General features: G+C 61.0%; 21 protein-coding genes. 3 read left to right on the top strand and 18 right to left on the bottom strand.

Features of this window, described 5'->3' with window-relative positions; all coding sequences use genetic code 11:
* Positions 1-41: 41 nt before the first annotated feature.
* From EI969_RS28580 to ubiE, 9 genes are all read right to left on the bottom strand, one after another.
* Entirely contained in the window at positions 42-749 is a 708-nt protein-coding gene (locus tag EI969_RS28580; RefSeq protein ID WP_150726555.1) for a 16S rRNA (uracil(1498)-N(3))-methyltransferase, read from the bottom strand.
* The gene (gene tatC, locus EI969_RS28575; RefSeq protein WP_103397258.1) at positions 746-1,540 is read right to left on the bottom strand and encodes a twin-arginine translocase subunit TatC; all 795 of its coding nucleotides are present in this window, start codon (positions 1,538-1,540) and stop codon (positions 746-748) included. Before tatC ends, EI969_RS28580 begins: the two co-directional genes overlap by 4 nt.
* Complete coding sequence (gene tatB / locus EI969_RS28570) at positions 1,537-1,989, bottom strand: Sec-independent protein translocase protein TatB (protein ID WP_160390648.1); 453 nt, start codon at positions 1,987-1,989, stop codon at positions 1,537-1,539. Before tatB ends, tatC begins: the two co-directional genes overlap by 4 nt.
* Positions 1,990-1,999: 10 nt before the next feature.
* Entirely contained in the window at positions 2,000-2,272 is a 273-nt protein-coding gene (locus EI969_RS28565) for a twin-arginine translocase TatA/TatE family subunit (RefSeq protein WP_007989280.1), read from the bottom strand.
* A 25-nt stretch (positions 2,273-2,297) separates the two neighbouring features.
* Positions 2,298-2,630, bottom strand: coding sequence for a phosphoribosyl-ATP diphosphatase (locus EI969_RS28560; RefSeq protein ID WP_007899279.1), 333 nt, complete (start codon positions 2,628-2,630; stop codon positions 2,298-2,300).
* Entirely contained in the window at positions 2,623-3,024 is a 402-nt protein-coding gene (gene hisI, locus EI969_RS28555) for a phosphoribosyl-AMP cyclohydrolase (protein ID WP_160390647.1), read from the bottom strand. The genes EI969_RS28560 and hisI overlap by 8 nt, the downstream gene beginning before the upstream one ends.
* Positions 3,025-3,105: 81 nt before the next feature.
* Entirely contained in the window at positions 3,106-4,710 is a 1,605-nt protein-coding gene (ubiB, locus tag EI969_RS28550) for a ubiquinone biosynthesis regulatory protein kinase UbiB (protein WP_160390646.1), read from the bottom strand.
* Positions 4,707-5,330 (bottom strand): SCP2 domain-containing protein, encoded by a 624-nt coding sequence (locus EI969_RS28545; protein ID WP_160390645.1) that lies wholly within the window; start codon positions 5,328-5,330, stop codon positions 4,707-4,709. Before EI969_RS28545 ends, ubiB begins: the two co-directional genes overlap by 4 nt.
* Positions 5,330-6,100: a bifunctional demethylmenaquinone methyltransferase/2-methoxy-6-polyprenyl-1,4-benzoquinol methylase UbiE gene (gene ubiE / locus EI969_RS28540; RefSeq protein WP_007989286.1), complete on the bottom strand. Its 771-nt coding sequence runs from the start codon at positions 6,098-6,100 to the stop codon at positions 5,330-5,332. The genes EI969_RS28545 and ubiE overlap by 1 nt, the downstream gene beginning before the upstream one ends.
* A gap of 155 nt (positions 6,101-6,255) precedes the next feature.
* Here ubiE and EI969_RS28535 point away from each other — a divergent pair, with 155 nt between their 5' ends.
* From EI969_RS28535 to EI969_RS28525, 3 genes are all read left to right on the top strand, one after another.
* Complete coding sequence (locus EI969_RS28535) at positions 6,256-6,531, top strand: polyhydroxyalkanoic acid system family protein (protein ID WP_015093124.1); 276 nt, start codon at positions 6,256-6,258, stop codon at positions 6,529-6,531.
* A gap of 251 nt (positions 6,532-6,782) precedes the next feature.
* Positions 6,783-7,205 carry a phasin family protein gene (locus EI969_RS28530; RefSeq protein WP_160390644.1) on the top strand — a complete coding sequence of 141 codons (423 nt, stop codon included), beginning with the start codon at positions 6,783-6,785 and terminating at the stop codon, positions 7,203-7,205.
* Between the two features lie 10 nt (positions 7,206-7,215).
* Complete coding sequence (locus EI969_RS28525; RefSeq protein WP_160390643.1) at positions 7,216-8,100, top strand: phasin family protein; 885 nt, start codon at positions 7,216-7,218, stop codon at positions 8,098-8,100.
* A gap of 89 nt (positions 8,101-8,189) precedes the next feature.
* Here EI969_RS28525 and EI969_RS28520 read toward each other — a convergent pair whose 3' ends face one another.
* The 9 genes from EI969_RS28520 to argS form a co-directional block, all read right to left on the bottom strand.
* Positions 8,190-8,810 (bottom strand): TetR/AcrR family transcriptional regulator, encoded by a 621-nt coding sequence (locus tag EI969_RS28520; protein WP_160390642.1) that lies wholly within the window; start codon positions 8,808-8,810, stop codon positions 8,190-8,192.
* A 59-nt stretch (positions 8,811-8,869) separates the two neighbouring features.
* Positions 8,870-10,552 carry a class II poly(R)-hydroxyalkanoic acid synthase gene (gene phaC / locus EI969_RS28515; RefSeq protein WP_160390641.1) on the bottom strand — a complete coding sequence of 561 codons (1,683 nt, stop codon included), beginning with the start codon at positions 10,550-10,552 and terminating at the stop codon, positions 8,870-8,872.
* A gap of 114 nt (positions 10,553-10,666) precedes the next feature.
* The gene (gene phaZ, locus EI969_RS28510; protein ID WP_160390640.1) at positions 10,667-11,521 is read right to left on the bottom strand and encodes a poly(3-hydroxyalkanoate) depolymerase; all 855 of its coding nucleotides are present in this window, start codon (positions 11,519-11,521) and stop codon (positions 10,667-10,669) included.
* A gap of 141 nt (positions 11,522-11,662) precedes the next feature.
* Complete coding sequence (phaC, locus tag EI969_RS28505; RefSeq protein ID WP_160390639.1) at positions 11,663-13,342, bottom strand: class II poly(R)-hydroxyalkanoic acid synthase; 1,680 nt, start codon at positions 13,340-13,342, stop codon at positions 11,663-11,665.
* 259 nt (positions 13,343-13,601) lie between these two features.
* Positions 13,602-13,973 carry a gamma-butyrobetaine hydroxylase-like domain-containing protein gene (locus EI969_RS28500; RefSeq protein WP_160390638.1) on the bottom strand — a complete coding sequence of 124 codons (372 nt, stop codon included), beginning with the start codon at positions 13,971-13,973 and terminating at the stop codon, positions 13,602-13,604.
* Between the two features lie 115 nt (positions 13,974-14,088).
* Entirely contained in the window at positions 14,089-15,426 is a 1,338-nt protein-coding gene (hslU, locus tag EI969_RS28495; protein WP_160390637.1) for an HslU--HslV peptidase ATPase subunit, read from the bottom strand.
* Between the two features lie 55 nt (positions 15,427-15,481).
* A complete protein-coding gene (hslV, locus tag EI969_RS28490; protein WP_007975582.1) occupies positions 15,482-16,012 on the bottom strand; it encodes an ATP-dependent protease subunit HslV in 531 nt (176 codons plus the stop codon).
* A 231-nt stretch (positions 16,013-16,243) separates the two neighbouring features.
* Positions 16,244-16,951, bottom strand: coding sequence for an SPOR domain-containing protein (locus EI969_RS28485; protein WP_150714753.1), 708 nt, complete (start codon positions 16,949-16,951; stop codon positions 16,244-16,246).
* Between the two features lies 1 nt (position 16,952).
* Complete coding sequence (gene argS / locus EI969_RS28480) at positions 16,953-18,689, bottom strand: arginine--tRNA ligase (RefSeq protein WP_160390636.1); 1,737 nt, start codon at positions 18,687-18,689, stop codon at positions 16,953-16,955.
* Positions 18,690-18,742: the final 53 nt, after the last annotated feature.

The raw sequence follows: 18,742 nt of genomic DNA, 5'->3' as shown, positions 1-18,742 counted from the left end.
CACAGGATTTTTCAGATGTGTGGTGATCTGTGGCGAGGAGTTTAGAAAAGTCGTGCCAGCAGCGCAGTCACGGCGGTTTCGACGCGCAGGATGCGCTCGCCCAGTTGCACCGGTTGCAGGCCGGACTTGCCCAGCAGGTCGATCTCGTAGGGAATCCAGCCGCCCTCGGGGCCGATGGCCAGGGTCACGGGTTCACTCAAGGCGCGAGGGCAGGGCGGGTAGTTGCCCGGGTGCCCCACCAGGCCGAGGGTGCCCTCGGTGATCGCCGGCAAACGGTCTTCGACGAACGGCTTGAAGCGTTTCTCGATGACCACTTCCGGCAGCACGCTGTCCCGCGCCTGTTCGAGGCCGAGGATCAACTGCTCGCGAATCGCTTCCGGCTCCAGAAACGGCGTTTGCCAGAAGCTCTTCTCGACGCGATAGCTGTTGACCAGCACGATCCGTGGCACTCCCATGGCGGCCACGGTCTGAAACACCCTGCGCAGCATCTTGGGGCGTGGCAGGGCCAATACCAGGGTCAATGGCAGCTTGGCCGGTGGTGGCTGGTCGAGGGTGACGCGCAATTCCGCTTCGTCGGCGTCCAGGCGCAGCACTTCGGCCGAGCCCATCAACCCGCCGATCCGCCCGACGCGCATGCTGTCACCGACTTCGCAGCGGTGGACTTCCTGCATGTGGGTCAACCGGCGATCACGCAGGACCACCCGGTCGGCCGCAATGAAATCGGCATCGATGAGGAGCAGCAGGTTCACGCTTGGGTCGCTGGCGGCTGGTCGTTGTGATCGTCAGCCGGTTGGTCGTCCGGATGCTCGCCACGTTTGCTGATCAGGCTGCCAAACAGGATGCCGATCTCGAACAACAGCCACATCGGCACTGCCAGCAGGGTCTGCGAGAAGATGTCCGGCGGGGTCAGGATCATGCCGACCACGAAGCAGCCGATGATCACGTACGGGCGGATCTTCTTCAGGTATTTGACGTCGACCACGCCGATCCACACCAGCAGCACCACGGCCACCGGGATTTCGAACGCCACGCCAAAGGCGAAGAACAGCGTCATGACGAAATCGAGGTAGCTGGTGATGTCGGTCATCATTTCCACACCGGCCGGGGTGGCGGCGGCGAAGAACTTGAAGATCAGCGGGAACACCAGGAAGTAGGCGAAGGCCATGCCGGCGTAGAACAGAAAGATGCTGGAAACCAGCAAGGGCACGGCGATGCGCTTTTCATGCTTGTACAGGCCCGGGGCGATGAAACCCCAGATCTGATGCAGGATCACCGGGATGGCCAGGAACAGCGAGACCATCATCGTCAGCTTCAGTGGCGTCAGGAACGGTGACGACACATCGGTGGCAATCATCGTCGCGCCGGCGGGCAGGTACGCACGCAACGGAGTCGAGACGAAGGTGTAGATCTGCTGGGTGAAGGCGAACAGCCCGGCAAAGATGATGAAGATCGCCGCTACGCAGCGCAGCAGTCGGGTACGCAGTTCGGTGAGGTGCGAAACCAGCGGCATGTGCTGGTCGTTTTCAGGAAGATCGCTCATGGGGCTCGCGGCGGCAGTGTTGGGTCATGAGGGGCCGGCGCAACGGGCGCAGCCGCAGGTGCAACAGGTTCAACCGGAGTGGCTGCAACAACAGGCGCAGGTTCGACCGGCACGACAACGGGAGCAGGTGTCGGCTCGGCGGCAGCGGCAGGCGCATGAATCGTCTGCGCGCCCACATGCTCCACCGGCGTTGGCTCCTGCTGGACTGGCGTGAAGATTTTCCGCGCCTCCTGCTCAAGCGACAGGATGTGCTCGTTGTGCAGTTGCCGACGAATCTCGTCGGCACCGATTTCACGTTCAACTTCCTGTTTGATTGCGTTGAAGCTGCGCTTCAGGCGCCCGACCCACAGGCCGGCGGTGCGCGCAGCGCCCGGCAGGCGCTCGGGGCCCAGCACCAGCAGGGCGACGAGGCCGACGAGCAGCAGTTCAGAGAAGCTGATACCAAACATTAGTCAGTGCTCACACGTCTTTGCGGATCGGCTCTTCGACTTTCTGGGCCTGCACGTCGATGGTGTGCGGCTGGTTCACGGAAGCCTGTGGCTGCACCGGTGGTACCGGTTGGGCCGGGGTCGCATTCGGGTCGGCCGGTTTTTCATCGTCGTTCATGGCTTTCTTGAAGCCCTTGATCGATTCGCCGACGTCGGTGCCGAGGTTTTTCAGTTTCTTGGTGCCGAACACCAGTACCACGACGACCAGGATGACGATCCAGTGTTTCCAGTCAAAAATGCCCATGCTGCTGCTCCTCTCTAATAGTTATTCAGGCGGACGGGCGCGAGGCTTTCTCGGCGTGTCCGGAGAGACCGAAACGACGGTCCAGTTCATCGAGTACAGCCTGTGGATGCTGCCCCAACTGGGCGAGCATGACCATGCTGTGGAACCACAGATCGGCGGTTTCGTAGATCACATCGCTGCAGTCGCCGCTGATGGCGGCGTCCTTGGCGGCAATGATGGTTTCGACCGACTCTTCGCCGACTTTTTCCAGAATCTTGTTCAGGCCCTTGTGGTACAGGCTGGCGACATACGAGCTGTCGGCGGCGGCGCCTTTGCGCTCTTCCAGCACCTGGGCCAGGCGGGTGAGAGTGTCACTCATGTTTATGTCCTGCGGAATAGATGGCGTGCGGATCTTTGAGGACCGGGTCGACGGTTGTCCAGTCGCCGTTCTCGTAAACGCGGTAGAAGCAGCTCTGGCGGCCGGTATGGCAGGCGATGTCGCCGATCTGCTCGACCATCAGGATGATGACGTCGGCGTCACAGTCCAGGCGCATCTCGTGCAGGGTCTGCACATGGCCGGACTCTTCGCCCTTGCGCCACAGCTTGCCACGCGAGCGCGACCAGTAGATTGCGCGGTTCTCGGCAGCGGTCAGTTGCAGTGCTTCGCGGTTCATCCAGGCCATCATCAGGACGCGCCCGGTCTTGTGATCCTGGGCAATCGCCGGCACCAGGCCATCTGCGTCCCACTTGATCTCGTCCAGCCAGTTTTTCATCTTTGACTCCGACAGCGGGCTCGACACTTCAATAGCCGAGCTCAGGCGTTGAAACAGTGTGCCAGTGCGCAACACAACTGGCTATCGGCGAACGACCAGATACAAACCGACGGCCATCATGATGCCGGCCGGCCAATACGCCAACTGGTTCAGCGGACCGCCAGCGGCGAGGATCGCGCCACCGGCCAGATGCGCCGTGCCGAGCAGGCGCAGGAACCACTCGTCGCGGCGTCGATGCCACGGTGGCGGCGGGTCGTAGGCATGGGGCTGGGACATGCGTTCGAGCAGGTCGCGGGCCATGTTGGCCAGGTGCGGGAGCTGTTCGAACTGGCTCTGCACGTTGCCGAGCAGGGCTTTGGGGCTGACCCGCTCACGCATCCAGCGCTCGAGGAACGGTTGCGCGGTGTTCCACAGGTCGAGGTCCGGGTACAGCTGACGGCCCAGGCCTTCGATGTTCAACAGGGTTTTTTGCAGCAGGACCAACTGCGGCTGCACTTCCATGTTGAAGCGCCGCGCGGTCTGGAACAGGCGCATCAGCACCTGGCCGAAGGAAATATCTTTTAACGGTTTTTCGAAGATCGGCTCGCACACGGTACGGATCGCCGCTTCGAATTCGTTGAGTTTGGTTTCCGCCGGCACCCAGCCCGAATCGATGTGCAACTGCGCCACGCGCCGGTAATCGCGCTTGAAGAAGGCGAACAGGTTGCGCGCCAGGTAATCCTGGTCTTCCGGGGTCAGGCTGCCGACGATGCCGCAGTCGATCGCAATGTACTGCGGGCTCCACGGATTCACGGTGCTGACGAAGATGTTGCCCGGGTGCATATCGGCGTGGAAAAAGCTGTCGCGGAAAACCTGGGTGAAGAAGATCTCCACGCCACGCTCGGCGAGCATTTTCATGTCGGTGCGCTGGTCGGCCAGGGTCGCGAGATCCGTGACCTGGATGCCGTAGATGCGCTCCATCACCAGCACTTTCGGCCGGCACCAGTCCCAATAGACTTGCGGCACGTACAGCAGCGGCGAGCCTTCGAAGTTGCGCTTCAACTGGCTGGCGTTGGCCGCCTCGCGCAGCAGGTCGAGCTCGTCGTAGATGGTTTTTTCGTAATCGCTGACCACGTCCACCGGGTGCAGCAGGCGCGCATCGGCCGAGAGTTTTTCGGCGGCGCCGGCGAGGATGAACAGCCACGCCAGGTCCTGGGCAATGACCGGCTTGAGGCCCGGGCGGATCACCTTGACCACCACTTCTTCGCCGGTTTTCAGTTGCGCGGCATGCACCTGTGCCACCGACGCCGAGGCCAGCGGTTCAACGTCGAAACGGCTGAACACTTCGCTGATTTTCTTGCCGAGCTGTTCTTCGATCAGGTTGACCGACACTTGCGAATCGAACGGCGGGACGCGGTCCTGCAGCTTCATCAGCTCATCGGCGATGTCTTCAGGCAACAGGTCGCGGCGGGTGGACAGGATCTGCCCGAACTTGATGAAAATCGGTCCAAGGTCCTGCAGCGCCAGGCGCAAGCGCGCGCCACGGCTCAGGTCCAGGGTCTTGCGCGGGAACCAGCGCCACGGCAGCACATAACGCAGCGCCCGCAAGAACCAGGGCAGCGGCAGGGCGAACAGCAGGTCATCGAGGCGGTAGCGGATCACGACGCGCTGGATGCGCAACAAACGGCGGACGGCAAGCAGCTTCATGCGTTATCGCTTGGGTCGAGGGATCGGGAAAGGCGCTCGAAACGCGCCTCGAGACGTTCCAGATCAAGCTTGATCTGGTCCAGTTCACTGAATCGGGCTTCGGCTTCGCGCTGGCCGACGAGGGTGCGCGATTCTTCGGCCAGGTATTCGCCCAGGTTCTGGCCCAGGCTGGCAAATCCTTGCTGATACCAACGGGCGCGGCTGCGCAGGTGACCGCCGACCAGTTGCGTGGCCACCGGGCCAAGCACGCGTGCGAGTTCGTACTCCCAGTCCAGTTCGAGGTCCTGGAGGATCGCCGCCAGTTCCAGCAGCACGCCGCTGTCACCGTCGAGTTCGACTTCAGGAGCATGCAGGACCGAGGTCTTGTCCTTGCTCATGGCCAGCTTCAGCAGGCTCGAGGCCGGTGCACGCAAGGTGCAGTCGGCGCCGGTTTCCCACTGGGAGGCGAGCATCAGGCCTTCGTCGCTGGGCAGGATGAACAGTTGCAGCGCCGGGCTGCGGCAATCGACGGCAATCACCTTGCCGGTCAGATGCGCGAGCCGCGGCAGCGCCGTGCTGTCGAGACGCAGCACCCGGTTCAGGCCGAGTTCAACGCTGGCGAGCAGGCCGGCGAGCAGCATCAGGGCTTGATGCCGCGGTGCAGGGCAACGATGCCTGCGGTCATGTTGTGATAGGTCACGCGGTCGAAACCGGCCTCGACCATCATCGACTTCAGGGTTTCCTGGTTCGGGTGCATGCGGATCGATTCGGCCAGGTAGCGATAGCTTTCCGAGTCGTTGGTGATCAGCTTGCCCATCAGCGGCATGAAGGCGAACGAGTAAGCGTCGTAGGCCTTGGACATCAGCGCGTTGGTCGGCTTGGAGAATTCCAGCACCAGCAGACGGCCGCCCGGCTTGAGCACGCGCAGCATCGAGCGCAGGGCATCTTCCTTGTGGGTCACGTTGCGCAGGCCGAAGGCGATGGTCACGCAGTCGAAATGGTTGTCCGGGAACGGCAGTTTTTCCGCATCGGCCTGGACGAATTCGACGTTGCCGGCGACACCGAGGTCCAGCAGGCGGTCACGACCGACCTTGAGCATGGATTCGTTGATGTCGGCCAACACCACCTGGCCGGTCGGGCCTACCAGGTGCGAGAACTTGCGGGTCAGGTCGCCGGTGCCGCCGGCGATATCCAGCACGCGGTTACCGGTGCGCACGCCCGACAGTTCGATCGCGAAGCGCTTCCACAGACGGTGCATGCCGCCCGACAGAAGGTCGTTCATCAGGTCGTACTTGGCGGCTACCGAGTGGAAAACCTCAGCGACTTTTTCCGCTTTCTGGCTTTCCGGAACGTTTTTGAAGCCGAAGTGAGTGGTGGGTTCGGCATCGCTGCCTTTGCGCTGATCAGTCATATCGCTGTCACCAAAAGAGAATGCGCGACATTCTAATCCCCAAGGCATGCTTTGTCTTGGCAAGGCTGAAGGTAAGATGGGCAACCATCGGGACGTTTTGACGCAGCAGAGGTCAAGATGCCTGGGGAAAGCATCCATAAAGCAGGAGTCATTCGATGGCCCGTATTAGTGTTGAACGTGCCCATGGCCTGGGTAAGGAAGCAGCTCGCGAGAAGGCCGACAAGCTGGCGCAGAAACTGTCCGATCAATATGGCCTGGAGCCGCAGTGGTCCGGCGACACCCTGAACCTCAAGCGCTCGGGTGTGAAGGGCGCGGTGCATGTCAGTGAAGATTCGATCAAGGTCGACGTGGAGCTGGGCCTGATGATGTCGGCCATGAGCGGCATGATCAAGGCGGAAATCGAGAAGGCGCTGGATAAAGCGCTGGTCTGATCAGGTGCTTTCCATGAAATGAGGTCCCTGTGGGAGCGGGCTTGCCCGCGATGAGGTCGGCACATCCAGCATCTTTATTGGATGACCCACCGCCATCGCGGGCAAGCCCCGCTCCCACAGGTTTCGTGTTTGCCCTGCTTGCTGTTTATGTCATTTGTTAGGGTGCCGTTTCTAATTTTTCTCCCTACTTTATGCCAGAGCCCGACACTTGTCCGGGCAGTTCCTCAAACCTTCTGCGCGTGAGGTGCACCATGGCCAAAGTTATTTTGAAGAAAAAAACCGACGCATCGACCAGCACGCTGGGCGACGTCAAATCCTATGCCCGCAAGATCTGGCTGGCAGGCCTGGGTGCCTACGCCAAGGTCGGCCAAGAGGGCGCCGACTACTTTCAAGAGTTGGTAAAAGCTGGTCAAACTGTTGAAAAGAAAGGCAAAAAAGTAGTCGCTGAGAAACTTGAAGCGGCCAATGCCGAGATTGATGACGTCAAGAGTGAAGTCAGTACTTTCAAAGGCAAGGTTGAAGTTCAACTCGACAAGGTCGAGAAGGCGTTCGACACGCGTGTCGCAAGTGCCTTGAATCGTATCGGCATTCCGTCTAAACATGACGTTGAGACACTCTCTGCTAAGCTCGATGAGCTGACGGCATTGCTCGAACGTGTCGCGCGTAAATCTTAAGGAGAACGGGATGGCTGTTAAAAAGAACACCGAAAAAGAAGGCAGCTCGTGGATCGGGAAAGTTGAAGATTACTCCCGAAAAATCTGGCTGGCTGGTTTGGGCGTGTACTCGAAGATCGACACTGACGGCAGCAAACTCTTCGATGCATTGGTTAAGGACGGCGAGAAAGCCGAGAAGCTCACCAAGAGTGCCGTGGGCAAAAAAGTCGACGCCGCCAAGGACTCCGCTTCTTCGGCCAAGTCGCGCATCAGCGGCGTGAAAGATCGCGCACTGGGCAAGTGGGATGAGCTCGAAGGCGCTTTCGACAAGCGTCTCAACAGTGCCATTTCGCGTCTGGGAGTACCGAGCCGCAATGAAGTCAAGGCACTGCACAGCAAGGTCGAAACCCTGACCAAGCAAATCGAAAAACTGACCGGTGCCAAGGTTGCGCCTGTTGCGGCGAAAACCGCGGCAGCCAAGCCTGCTGCCAAGCCGGCCGCCAAAACCGCAGCCAAGCCACTGGTAAAAGCAGCGGCGAAACCGGCTGCCAAACCAGCCGCCAAAACTGCCGCGGCAAAACCTGCAGCAGCCAAGCCGGCCGCCAAACCGGTCGCCGCCAAAGCTGCCGCCAAGCCAGCAGCCAAACCGGCAGCGAAGCCAGCCGCCAAGCCAGCCGCCAAGCCAGCCGCAAAAACTGCAGCCGCCAAGCCAGCGGCCAAGCCTGCTGCTGCAAAGAAACCAGCGGTGAAAAAACCGGCTGCGCCAAAGGCCGCCGCCAAGCCGGCAGTGGCAGCTGCCAAACCGGCAACTCCGGCAGCAGCTCCGGTCAGTGCGTCGAACTCCGCTACTGCACCGACCCCTGCGGTCACCCCGACTGTCGCGCCAGCTCCATCGACGCCAACCAGTCAGTCCTGATTTTTCGGGACTCAAGAAAACGCCCGGCCTGCCAAGGTCGGGCGTTTTTGTTTGTGAATGACAATCCCCTGTGGGAGCGGTGGCCAGAGTTATTCGTGGTCGTCCAGATACTCCATCGCCATCTGTTCAGTCGCCACCTTCATCGCCGGCAGCAAGTGCGGCGCCACCAGCATCATGATTTGGTAAACCACCAGCCGCACCTCACCTTCGCGATCAAGAATCCGCTGATAATCCAGTGAAAACAGCAGGGTCATGGTGATCTGTTCCACCAGTTGCCCTAACGCCTGAGTGTCACTGACCAACTGCCCTTGAGCCTTCAAGCGCGCCAGCAACGACGCCAGTGTGCGCTTGAGTGCATTGAGCAGATTGCGAATGCCCTTGGCCAGTTTCGGCAGGCGTCCGGCGAGGTTCGACAGGTCCTGGAACAGAAACCGGTAGTGGGACAGGCGTTCGACGATCAGGTGCAGGAACAGCCAGTAATCCTCGGGGCCCAGTTCGGCGTCGGACGGTGGGTCGAGCAGCGGTTGCAGCTCGGATTGAAAGCGCTCGAACAGCCCGAGAATCAGCGGTTCCTTGCCGTGGAAGTGGTAGTAGAGGTTGCCCGGGCTGATACCCATTTCGTTGGCAACTTCCATGGTGGAGACATTCGGTTCGCCCTTTTGATTGAACAAGTGCAGGGCACATTCGAGGATCCGGTCGCGGGTTTTCATCCAGTCTTCTTAATGATCGGGTCTTGCCACGGCCGACAGCGGCCGTGGCTCGTTGAACGTCAGCGCACGCGCACGTAAGTACCGGGTGCTGCCTCCATCGGTGGATAGTTCTGGTTGCCGAGCGCCATGTGGGTTTCCTTCTGTGCGCCGGAGCGTTCCTGAATCCAGCTCAGCCATTGGGTCCACCAACTGCCGTCGACATGTTTGGCGTCGTAGTACCAGGCACGGGGGTCGCTGCTCAGTTTGCCGTTCTCGATGTAGTTGGCTTTCGGGTTGCTCGGCGGGTTGAGGATGCTTTGCACATGCCCGCTGTTGGACAGCACGAAGCGCCGCTCGCCACCGAGCAACAGCGTCGAGCGATACACCGCGTCCCACGGCGTGATGTGATCGTTGATGCCGGCGACGCTGAAGCTGTCGACGGTGACCTTTTGCAAATCGATCGGCGTGCCGCACACTTCCAGGCCGCCGGGGTGGGTCAGCGGGTTGTGCTTGAAGAAGTCCAGCAGGTCGCCGTGCAGGGCGGCCGGCAGGCGCGTGTTGTCGTTGTTCCAGTAGAGGATGTCGAACGCCGGTGGCTCCTTGCCCAACAGGTAGTTGTTGACGAAGTAGCTCCAGATCAAATCGTTGGGGCGCATCCAGGCGAAGACCTTGGCCATGTCGCGGCCGTCCAGCACACCTTTCTGATAGGAGCGGCGCTTGGCCGCCTCCAGCGTCTGCTCGTCGGCGAACAGCGTGGCGGGGCTGTCCATCTGGCTGTCGAGCAGGCTCACCAGATAAGTCGCACTGGACACCCTGCGCAGCTGCCGCTTGGCCTGCAAGTGGCCTTGCAGCGCGGCAATGGTCAGCCCGCCGGCGCAGGCGCCCATCAGGTTGACTTCGCGAGCGCCGGTGATCGCCCGGCAGACGTTCATGGCCTCCTCCACGGCTTCCACGTAGGTCGAGAGCCCCCATTCGCGGTGACGCACATCCGGGTTGCGCCAGCTGATCATGAAGGTTTGCAGGCCGTTTTTCAGGGCGTACTGGACGAAGCTGTTGTGCGGACTCAGGTCGAAAATGTAGTACTTGTTGATTTGTGGCGGCACCACCAGCAGGGGCTTGGAATACTGCTTTTCGCTCATCGGCTTGTACTGGATCAACTCCAGCAGCTCATTGCGAAACACCACGGCACCGGTGGTGGTCGCGACCGTCCTGCCGACCTCGAACGCCTGCTTGGTGACTTGTCGGGGCAGGCCGTCGTTATGCAGCAGATCGTCCACCAGATGGCTGATGCCGCGCACCACGCTGTTGCCGCCGGAATTGAACAGTTCCTTGACCGCCAGCGGGTTGAGCAAGGTGTTGGACGGCGATACGGCGTCGTTGAGCAGGGTGAAGGCGAAGTGCGCACGGGCGCGGTCGTCCGGGCTCATGTTGCTCTCGTCGATCCAGCTCTTGACCTGTTTCTGCCAGCTCAGATAGGCCTGCAGGCTGCGCCGGTAAAACGGGTTGAGGCTCCACGCCGGATCGGCGAAACGGGCGTCCTGCGGGTTGGTCGGGTGCAGGGTTTCACCCAGCAACACACGGCCAAGCTGACCACCGAGTTTGAGGGCGTGTCGGGCGCTGTGCAGCGGATTGCGCAAGCCATGGGCGGCCACACTGCGCAGGGTCGACAGCAGATCCCGACCACGCAGGCCGGTAATCGCACTCTGTGCATTGATGAAGGCGGCGGGAGTCGGTAGGGAATCCCTCGCTGGTTTCTCGCGCATGATTGAACACTCCTTCGTCTTCAGGCCAAAAACAAACACACTGAACCAGAACACCATAGACGCTGTAGCGGGTTGCTGCGCGGCGTGGCGTCCTGCCGACCGCGAATGCAGCGTTTAGCCGCCCAATGGCGCCGGACGCGGATGCATCACCGCGCGCTGGCGTTCCTCTTCGAGGAATTTCATGATGATCGGCGCCACCGCTTCGGCCCGAGTAATCAGGAACAGATGGCCGTCATCGATGATGTGCAGCTGGGCGTTGGGAATCCGCCAGGCCAGCAAGCGCATGTTGATCAACGGGATCAACGGGTCATCGTCGCCGGCCAGCACCAGGGTCGGCTGGCGGATCTTGTGCAGCCAGTGAATGCTCGTCCAGCCGAGGCCGGCGAACAGTTGCCAGTAGTAACCGAGCTTGCCCGCCGAACGCACCTTGGCGGCGTGGCTCGCGGCCAGCGTCGGGTCACGGCGGAAAGAGCCGCCGTAGATCATCGGCGCAATGCGGATCACATGGGACGGCTGGATGTAGCGTCGCGGGCTGGCCATCATCCATAAAACCTTCGGCTTGCCCGGCACCATCACCGCACCCGCCGCCGTGGCGGCCAGCACCAGCTTCTTGCAGCGTTCCGGATAGTCATAAGCGAACTGCTGGGCCAGGGCGCCACCCCAGGACACGCCGATGACGTTGACCTGCCCGTAGTCGAGATAGTCGAGCATCCGCGCCGTGAGCTTGGCCAACCCAGGAAAGCGATACGGCCGGTTCGGCGTCGACGAACCGCCGACGCCGGGTACGTCGAAGGCGATGACCTCCAGGTCCGGGTCCAGTGCCGCGACGAACGGGAATACCAGCTCCAGGTTGGCGCCGATGCCGTTGAAAATCAGCAGGGGCGTCAAGTGAGGCTTGCCGGGGCGTACTGCCGTGCGGAGCGTCTGGCCATCCAGATCGACGGTACGGAATATGAAGGGTTGCGGCATGCTTCTGGCCCTGTGGGTGGATCTTGGTTCCTGACACGTATTCTGTAGGAGCCGGCTTGCTGGCGATGCGGTCACCTCGGTTTGCCAGTCTCACCGTGGTGATGCGTTCGCCAGCAAGCCGGCTCCTACAGGTCTGCGGGTCTAGCGCTCGTGCACGTATGTGCCTGGTGCAGCTTCACCCGCCGGGTAAGCCTTGTTGCCCAGTTTCAGCGGAGCTTTTTTCAGGTTGCCCGAACGCTGTGCCTGCCAGGCCTGCCAATGCAGCCACCACGAATCGGCGTGCTTGGTCGACTCTTCCTGCCAGTCATCGGCGTTGACAGGCATTTCAGTGCTGGTCATGTAGCGCGATTTCGGATTGCCCGGCGGGTTCAGGATGCTCTGGATATGCCCGCTGCTGGACAGCACGAACTCGACATTGCCGCCGAACAGTTGCGCCGATTTGTAGCAGGAGCGCCACGGAGTGATGTGGTCGCTGGTCCCGGCCAGGGAAAAGATATCGGCGGTGACCTGCTTCAGGTCGATCGGCGTGCCGCACACTTCCAGTGCATTCGGACGAATCAATGGGTTGCTTTTGAACATTTCGATCAGGTCGCCGTGGAACGCGGCCGGTAACCGGGTTGTGTCGTTGTTCCAGAACAGGATGTCGAATACCGGTGGCTCGTTACCCAGCAGGTAATTGTTCACCCAGTAGTTCCAGATCAGGTCGTTGGGGCGCATCCAGGCAAAGACTTTCGCCATGTCGCGGCCTTCCAGCACGCCGGCCTGATAGGAGTGGCGCTTGGCGCTTTCGAGGGTTTGTTCATCGACGAACAGCGCCACATCGCTGTCCAGGGTGGTGTCGAGCACACTCACCAGCAGGGTGAGGGCATTGACCTTGTTCTCGCCAATCGCTGCGTAATGGCCCAGCAGCGCGGTGCAGGTGATGCCGCCGGAGCAGGCGCCGAGCATGTTCACGTCCTTGCTGCCGGTGATCGCCGTGACCACGTCGACCGCTTCCTTGAGCGCCTCGATGTAAGTCGACAGGCCCCACTCGCGCTGCTCCTTGGTCGGATTGCGCCAGCTGACGATGAAGGTCTGCACGTTGCTGCGCAGGCAGAACCGCGCCAGGCTTTTTTCCGGGCTGAGGTCGAAAACGTAGAATTTGTTGATTTGCGGCGGTACCACCAGCAGCGGGCGTTCGTGCACCTGTTCGGTGATGGGCTTGTACTGGATCAGCTCCAGCACGTCGTTGCGAAACACCACTGCGCCTTCGGTCACGGCCAGGGTCTTGCCGACCTCGAACGCGCCCATGTTGACCTGGCTCGGCATGCCGCCGTTGTGTACCAGGTCCTTGGCCAGATGCGAAAGGCCGTCGAGCAGGCTTTTACCGCCGGTTTCGAAGAAGCGTTTGACCGCCGCCGGGTTGGCCGCCGTGTTGGTCGGGGCGAAGGCTTCGGTCATGAGGTTGATCACGAAGTGGCCGCGACTGACGTCCTTGGCCGGCAGGCTGCTGTCGTCGATCCAGTCGTGGAGTTCCTTGCGCCACGCCAGGTAGGTTTGCAGATAACGTTTGTAGAGCGGGTTCTGGCTCCAGGCCGGATCGGCGAAGCGACGGTCATCGCTGTTCGGCAGCAGCTCGGATTTGCCCAGCAGTACGTTCTTGAGTTCAAGGCCGAAATGAGCGACATGCTTTGCGCTGTGAATCGGTTGTTTGATGGCCTGCCTGAGCACCATGCGAGCAGAAGCCAGTAGATCTTTTCCACGCAATCCAACGACAGGATTAAGCCCCAAGGTGTTTTCGGAGGCTTGCTGCTTCAAGTCATCGTTATTCTTGTTACTCATCTACGACGCTCCAATGTCCTGAGACGAGTACCCGGGTCCTGCTGTGCAGTCACACAATCAATTCCAGGTACTGCTGCTCGGGTGACCGTTAATACTGCATCGCTGCTTTTTGTTCGCAGAGAGCACTGCAGGGAACTTGCCAGTTCCATTGGTTACCCGAGTTTAATTTTTTTCGCAAGCAGGCCAATCGACGGCCCTGGAGCGGAGCATTCAAACAGATGAAATTAGAAAATGCCCTCTAAAGAGCGAGAGGCTTGGATTAGAGCATCAGCTTGACGACGGATTCGTTCGGATCGCGGGTTTTTCCAGCGGCTTTCAGCTCGGCCAGATAATCTTCCCAGAGTGCGTCATAACGTCGCCCCAGCTCGTACAGATATTCCCAGGTGAACAGACCGCTGTCGTGACCGTCGTCGAAGGTCAGTTTGAGTGCGTACTGACCGGCCGGTTCTACCTTGCTCAGGCCTACGTTGATCTTGCCGAATTGCAGGATGGGTTTGCCGTGGCCCTGGACCTCGGCGGAAGGAGAGTGCACGCGCAGGAACTCGGCGGGCAGAGTGTATTCCTCGCCGGAAGCGTATTTCAGCGACAGGGTTTTCGAGGCTTTGTGCAGTTTGATATCGGTGGGGATCATGGCCGGATGTCCGTTGATATGCGTGGTCTGCCCCCTGTAGGAGTCGGCTTGCCGACGATGGCGATCTCGGGTCCGCCATCGCCGGCAAGCCGGCTCCTACAAGGAGTCACATGACCTACAGGATATAACGGGACAGGTCTTCGTTCTGCGCCAATTCGCCCAGGTGGCTGTTGACGTAGTCGGCGTCGATCTGGATCACCTTGCTGTCATGGGCGCTGGCCAGGTCGCCGGCGCTGAACGACACCTCTTCGAGCAGGCGCTCGAGCAGGGTATGCAGGCGACGGGCACCGATGTTTTCGGTTTTCTCGTTGACCTGCCAGGCGATCTCCGCGATGCGCTTGATGCCGCTCGGCTGGAACTCGATGCCCAAGCCTTCGGTTTTCAGCAGCGCGCAATATTGCTCGGTGAGCGAGGCGTGCGGTTCGCTGAGGATGCGCTCGAAATCTTCAGGGCTCAGGGCCTTGAGCTCGACACGAATCGGCAGGCGACCTTGCAGCTCGGGCACCAGGTCGCTCGGCTTGCTCAGGTGGAACGCACCGGACGCGATGAACAGGATGTGGTCGGTCTTGACCATGCCCAGCTTGGTGTTGACGGTGCAGCCTTCGATCAGCGGCAGCAGGTCGCGCTGCACGCCTTCGCGGGATACATCGACGCCACCGGAATTGCCACGCTTGGCGACCTTGTCGATTTCGTCGATGAACACGATGCCGTGCTGCTCGACCGCTTCCAGGGCCTTGGCCTTCAACTCTTCATCGTTGACCAGGCGACCGGCTTCTTCGTCACGCACCAGCTTCAGCGCTTCCTTGACCTTGAGCTTGCGGGCTTTCTTCTTGCCCTTGCCCATGTTGGCAAACAGGCTCTGCAACTGGTTGGTCATTTCTTCCATGCCCGGTGGCGCGGAGATGTCGACGCCGGCCATTTCGGCGACTTCGATTTCGATCTCCTTGTCATCCAGCTGGCCTTCGCGCAGGCGCTTGCGGAACAGCTGACGGGTGTTGGAATCGGCAGTCGGGGCGTCATCGCTGCTGAAGCCCATGCGTGCCGGTGGCAGCAGGGCGTCGAGGATGCGCTCTTCGGCAGCGTCCTCGGCACGGTGGCGAACCTTGATGATTTCCTGCTCGCGCAACAGCTTGATTGCGGCATCGGCGAGGTCACGAATGATCGATTCGACGTCGCGGCCGACATAACCGACTTCGGTGAACTTGGTCGCTTCGACCTTGATGAACGGCGCATTGGCCAGTTTTGCCAGGCGACGGGCGATCTCGGTTTTACCGACACCGGTCGGGCCGATCATCAGGATGTTCTTCGGCGTTACTTCAACGCGCAGCTCTTCAGGCAGCTGCATGCGGCGCCAGCGGTTGCGCAGGGCAATGGCGACGGCGCGCTTGGCATCGTCCTGGCCGATGATGTGGCGGTTGAGTTCGTGGACGATTTCGCGGGGAGTCATGGACATAATATTCAGTGGACCTCAAGCAAGAATGAGCCGTGGTGCGGTGGGCTGCACGGGCTTACTCGGCGCAGTCCTGCTCCTCGATGGTCTGGGTGTGGTTGGTGAATACACAGATGTCGCCGGCGATGCCGAGGGCGGTTTCGACGATTTCCCGGGCCGACAGATCGGTCTTTTTCAGCAGTGCGCTGGCAGCGGCCTGGGCGTAGGCGCCGCCGGAACCCATGGCGATCAGGCCGTCTTCGGGTTCAACCACATCGCCGTTGCCGGTGATGATCAGGGAGGCGTCTTTGTTCGCGACGGCGAGCATGGCTTCGAGGCGGCTCAGGGAGCGGTCGGTGCGCCATTCTTTGGCGAGCTCGACAGCGGCGCGTACCAGGTGACCCTGATGCTTCTCCAACTGGCCTTCGAAACGTTCGAAGAGGGTAAAGGCGTCGGCGGTGGCGCCGGCAAACCCGGCGATGACCTGGCCGTGGTACAGGCGGCGAACTTTTTTCGCGTTGCCTTTCATCACGGTATTACCAAGGGAAACCTGGCCGTCGCCGCCCATGACGACTTTGCCGTGGCGGCGAACTGAAACGATGGTGGTCAAGGGAAGAGTCTCCACGCAGCGGGGCGAAAATGCCTTATGCCCATTCATATGGGGGTGCTGGAGGGGATTTCAACTGTAGGAAGGGAGAGGGGACGAGTGGTGTTTCGCGGGAAAGGTTGTGTTGCCTGGTCTGGCGCCATCGCCAGCAAGCCGGCTCCTACAGGTAATTGTGTAAATCCTGTAGGAGCCGGCTTGCTGGCGATGAACGATGACGCGGTGTTTCTGAAGGACTCAGCGGCTCTGGCGTTGTTGTAACAACAGATTGCTGAAGCCCGCTCCGGCCAATTGTTTCTGGGCCGTGGTCAGTTGCTCGCGGTTGCTGAACGGACCGACCAACACCCGATACCAGGTTTCGTCCTTTACCGTGCCGGACTCAACCGCCACAGCCTGGCCCAGCAAGATGATCTGCGCGCGAACCTTGTCCGCGTCAGCTTCTTTGCGGAACGAGCCCGCCTGCAGGAAGAACCTGGTCACCGGTGCCGCCTTGACCGGCGGCGCGGGTGGTGGCGTGATCCCGGCCAAGGCGGCCTGGGCACGAGCCGTGTCGATCTTCGCCGCTTCGGCCGGGGTCACCGGTGTGGTCGGAATAGCCGGCACTTGCGGTGTCGGCAGGGTTTTTTCCGGCACGGCATCCGGCGGCACGATGACTTCCGATTCCGGCAGCAAGGTGTAGAAGTCGTATTTCGGCTTCACCGGTTGCGTCGGGCTCGGCGGGGTCTTGTTGGCTTCGGCGATTTTTGTCGCTTTCTGCTGTTGCTCGACCTTTTCACGCTTGACCGTGTCGCTGCCCTTGCCCGGTTCCAGTTTCATCAGGAACACGATGAACGCGCCGACCGTCAGGCCGATGGCCATCCACAGCCAGCCCGGGATCGGTTGCTTTGCAGGAGCTTGGTAACGGCTGGCGCCACGCTTGGGTGCAGGTTTTTTCTTGGCAGCCAACTTACATACGCTCCAGAGTTTCCAGGCCCAAGAGTTCCAGGCCTTGCTTGAGAGTGCGTCCGGTCAGCGCGGCGAGGCGCAGACGGCTCTGCATTTGTGCCGGGGTGTCGGCGGCGAGGATCGGGCAGTTCTCGTAGAAGCTGGAGAACAGGCCGGCGACGTCGTACAGGTAAGTGCAGAGGATGTGCGGGGTGCCTTTTTCGGACACGTTGTTCAGGATCTCGCCGAACTGCGCGAGCTTCGCCGCCAGTTCGTGTTCGTGCGCCGCTTCGAGGACGATCTGGCCGTCGACTTCGCTGAAGTCCTTGCCGAGCTTGCGGAATACACCGGCCACGCGGGTGTAGGCGTACAGCAGGTACGGCGCGGTGTTGCCTTCGAAGTTGAGCATCAGGTCGAAGTTGAAGCTGTAGTCGCTGGTGCGGTGTTTGGAAAGGTCGGCGTATTTAACCGCGCCGATGCCCACCACCTTGGCGATGTTGCGCAACTCGGCCTCGGCCAACTCCGGGTTCTTGTCCTTGACCAGGGTGTAGGCGCGTTCCTGGGCTTCGGTCAGCAGGTCGATCAGCTTCACGGTGCCGCCATCACGGGTCTTGAACGGACGGCCATCAGCGCCGTTCATGGTGCCGAAGCCCATGTGTTCCATTTCCATCGGATGGGTCACGAAACCGGCCTTGCGCGCCACGGCGAACACTTGCTGGAAGTGCAGGGCCTGACGCTGGTCGACGAAATACAGCGCTCGATCGGCCTTGAGCTTGCCGCTGCGGTAGCGCACGGCCGCCAGGTCGGTGGTGGCGTACAGATAGCCGCCGTCAGCCTTGACGATGATCACCGGCAGTGGATCGCCGTCGGCGTTCTTGAACTCGTCGAGGAACACGCACTGCGCGCCGTTGCTCTCGACCAGCATGCCTGCGGCCTTCAAATCGTTGACCACGTTGATCAGGTCGTCGTTGTAGGCACTTTCGCCCATCACGTCGGCCATGGTCAGTTTGACGTTGAGCAGTTCATAGATCTTCTGGCAGTGCGACAGCGAGATGTCCTTGAACTTGGTCCACAGCGCCAGGCAGTCCGGATCGCCAGCCTGCAACTTGACCACCAGGCCACGGGCGCGGTCGGCGAACTCTTCGGATTCGTCGAAGCGCTGCTTGGCGGCACGGTAGAAGTTCTCCAGGTCCGACAGTTCGTCGCTGGTGATAGGGTTTTCCTGCAGGTAAGCCATCAGCATGCCGAACTGGGTGCCCCAGTCGCCGACGTGGTTCTGACGGATCACGGTGTCGCCGAGGAATTCCAGTACACGGGCCACGCCGTCGCCGATGATGGTCGAGCGCAGGTGGCCGACATGCATCTCCTTGGCCAGGTTCGGCGCCGACAGGTCGACCACGGTGCGCTGCACCGGGCCGGCCTTGCGCACGCCGATGTGGTCATCGGCCAGGGCGGCGTCCAGGCGAGCGGCCAGGGCGTCGGTGTTCTGGAAGAAGTTAAGGAAGCCCGGGCCGGCGATTTCGGTCTTGGCGACGTTTTCGTCAGCCGGCAGCGCGGCGATGATTTTTTCCGCCAGATCGCGGGGCTTCATGCCGGCCGGCTTGGCCAGCATCATGGCGATGTTGCTGGCGAAATCGCCGTTCTTCTTGTCGCGCGAGTTTTCCACCTGGATCGCCGGCGACAGGCCTTCAGGCAACACACCTTCGTTGACGAGTTGGGTGATGGCTTGTTGGATCAGCTGGCGAATGGTGTCTTTCATGGTCTTCTCTTTCGACCGCAGGCGCGGCGGCGCATCATGCGCTGGTGGAAAAA

The organism is Pseudomonas sp. PB101 (assembly GCF_009764265.1).
In the GTDB taxonomy this organism is placed as follows: domain Bacteria; phylum Pseudomonadota; class Gammaproteobacteria; order Pseudomonadales; family Pseudomonadaceae; genus Aquipseudomonas.
This window is presented reverse-complemented; position numbering and strand designations above follow the sequence as displayed.

Excerpts from the sequence above, each read along its gene's own strand:
- tatC (WP_103397258.1), bottom strand. The coding sequence starts at position 1,540 with ATGAGCGATCTTCCTGAAAACGACCAGCACATGCCGCTGGTTTCGCAC.
- tatB (WP_160390648.1), bottom strand. The coding sequence starts at position 1,989 with ATGTTTGGTATCAGCTTCTCTGAACTGCTGCTCGTCGGCCTCGTCGCC.
- EI969_RS28565 (WP_007989280.1), bottom strand. The coding sequence starts at position 2,272 with ATGGGCATTTTTGACTGGAAACACTGGATCGTCATCCTGGTCGTCGTG.
- EI969_RS28560 (WP_007899279.1), bottom strand. The coding sequence starts at position 2,630 with ATGAGTGACACTCTCACCCGCCTGGCCCAGGTGCTGGAAGAGCGCAAA.
- hisI (WP_160390647.1), bottom strand. The coding sequence starts at position 3,024 with ATGAAAAACTGGCTGGACGAGATCAAGTGGGACGCAGATGGCCTGGTG.
- ubiB (WP_160390646.1), bottom strand. The coding sequence starts at position 4,710 with ATGAAGCTGCTTGCCGTCCGCCGTTTGTTGCGCATCCAGCGCGTCGTG.
- EI969_RS28545 (WP_160390645.1), bottom strand. The coding sequence starts at position 5,330 with ATGCTGCTCGCCGGCCTGCTCGCCAGCGTTGAACTCGGCCTGAACCGG.
- ubiE (WP_007989286.1), bottom strand. The coding sequence starts at position 6,100 with ATGACTGATCAGCGCAAAGGCAGCGATGCCGAACCCACCACTCACTTC.
- EI969_RS28535 (WP_015093124.1), top strand. The coding sequence starts at position 6,256 with ATGGCCCGTATTAGTGTTGAACGTGCCCATGGCCTGGGTAAGGAAGCA.
- EI969_RS28530 (WP_160390644.1), top strand. The coding sequence starts at position 6,783 with ATGGCCAAAGTTATTTTGAAGAAAAAAACCGACGCATCGACCAGCACG.
- EI969_RS28525 (WP_160390643.1), top strand. The coding sequence starts at position 7,216 with ATGGCTGTTAAAAAGAACACCGAAAAAGAAGGCAGCTCGTGGATCGGG.
- EI969_RS28520 (WP_160390642.1), bottom strand. The coding sequence starts at position 8,810 with ATGAAAACCCGCGACCGGATCCTCGAATGTGCCCTGCACTTGTTCAAT.
- phaC (WP_160390641.1), bottom strand. The coding sequence starts at position 10,552 with ATGCGCGAGAAACCAGCGAGGGATTCCCTACCGACTCCCGCCGCCTTC.
- phaZ (WP_160390640.1), bottom strand. The coding sequence starts at position 11,521 with ATGCCGCAACCCTTCATATTCCGTACCGTCGATCTGGATGGCCAGACG.
- phaC (WP_160390639.1), bottom strand. The coding sequence starts at position 13,342 with ATGAGTAACAAGAATAACGATGACTTGAAGCAGCAAGCCTCCGAAAAC.
- EI969_RS28500 (WP_160390638.1), bottom strand. The coding sequence starts at position 13,973 with ATGATCCCCACCGATATCAAACTGCACAAAGCCTCGAAAACCCTGTCG.
- hslU (WP_160390637.1), bottom strand. The coding sequence starts at position 15,426 with ATGTCCATGACTCCCCGCGAAATCGTCCACGAACTCAACCGCCACATC.
- argS (WP_160390636.1), bottom strand. The coding sequence starts at position 18,689 with ATGAAAGACACCATTCGCCAGCTGATCCAACAAGCCATCACCCAACTC.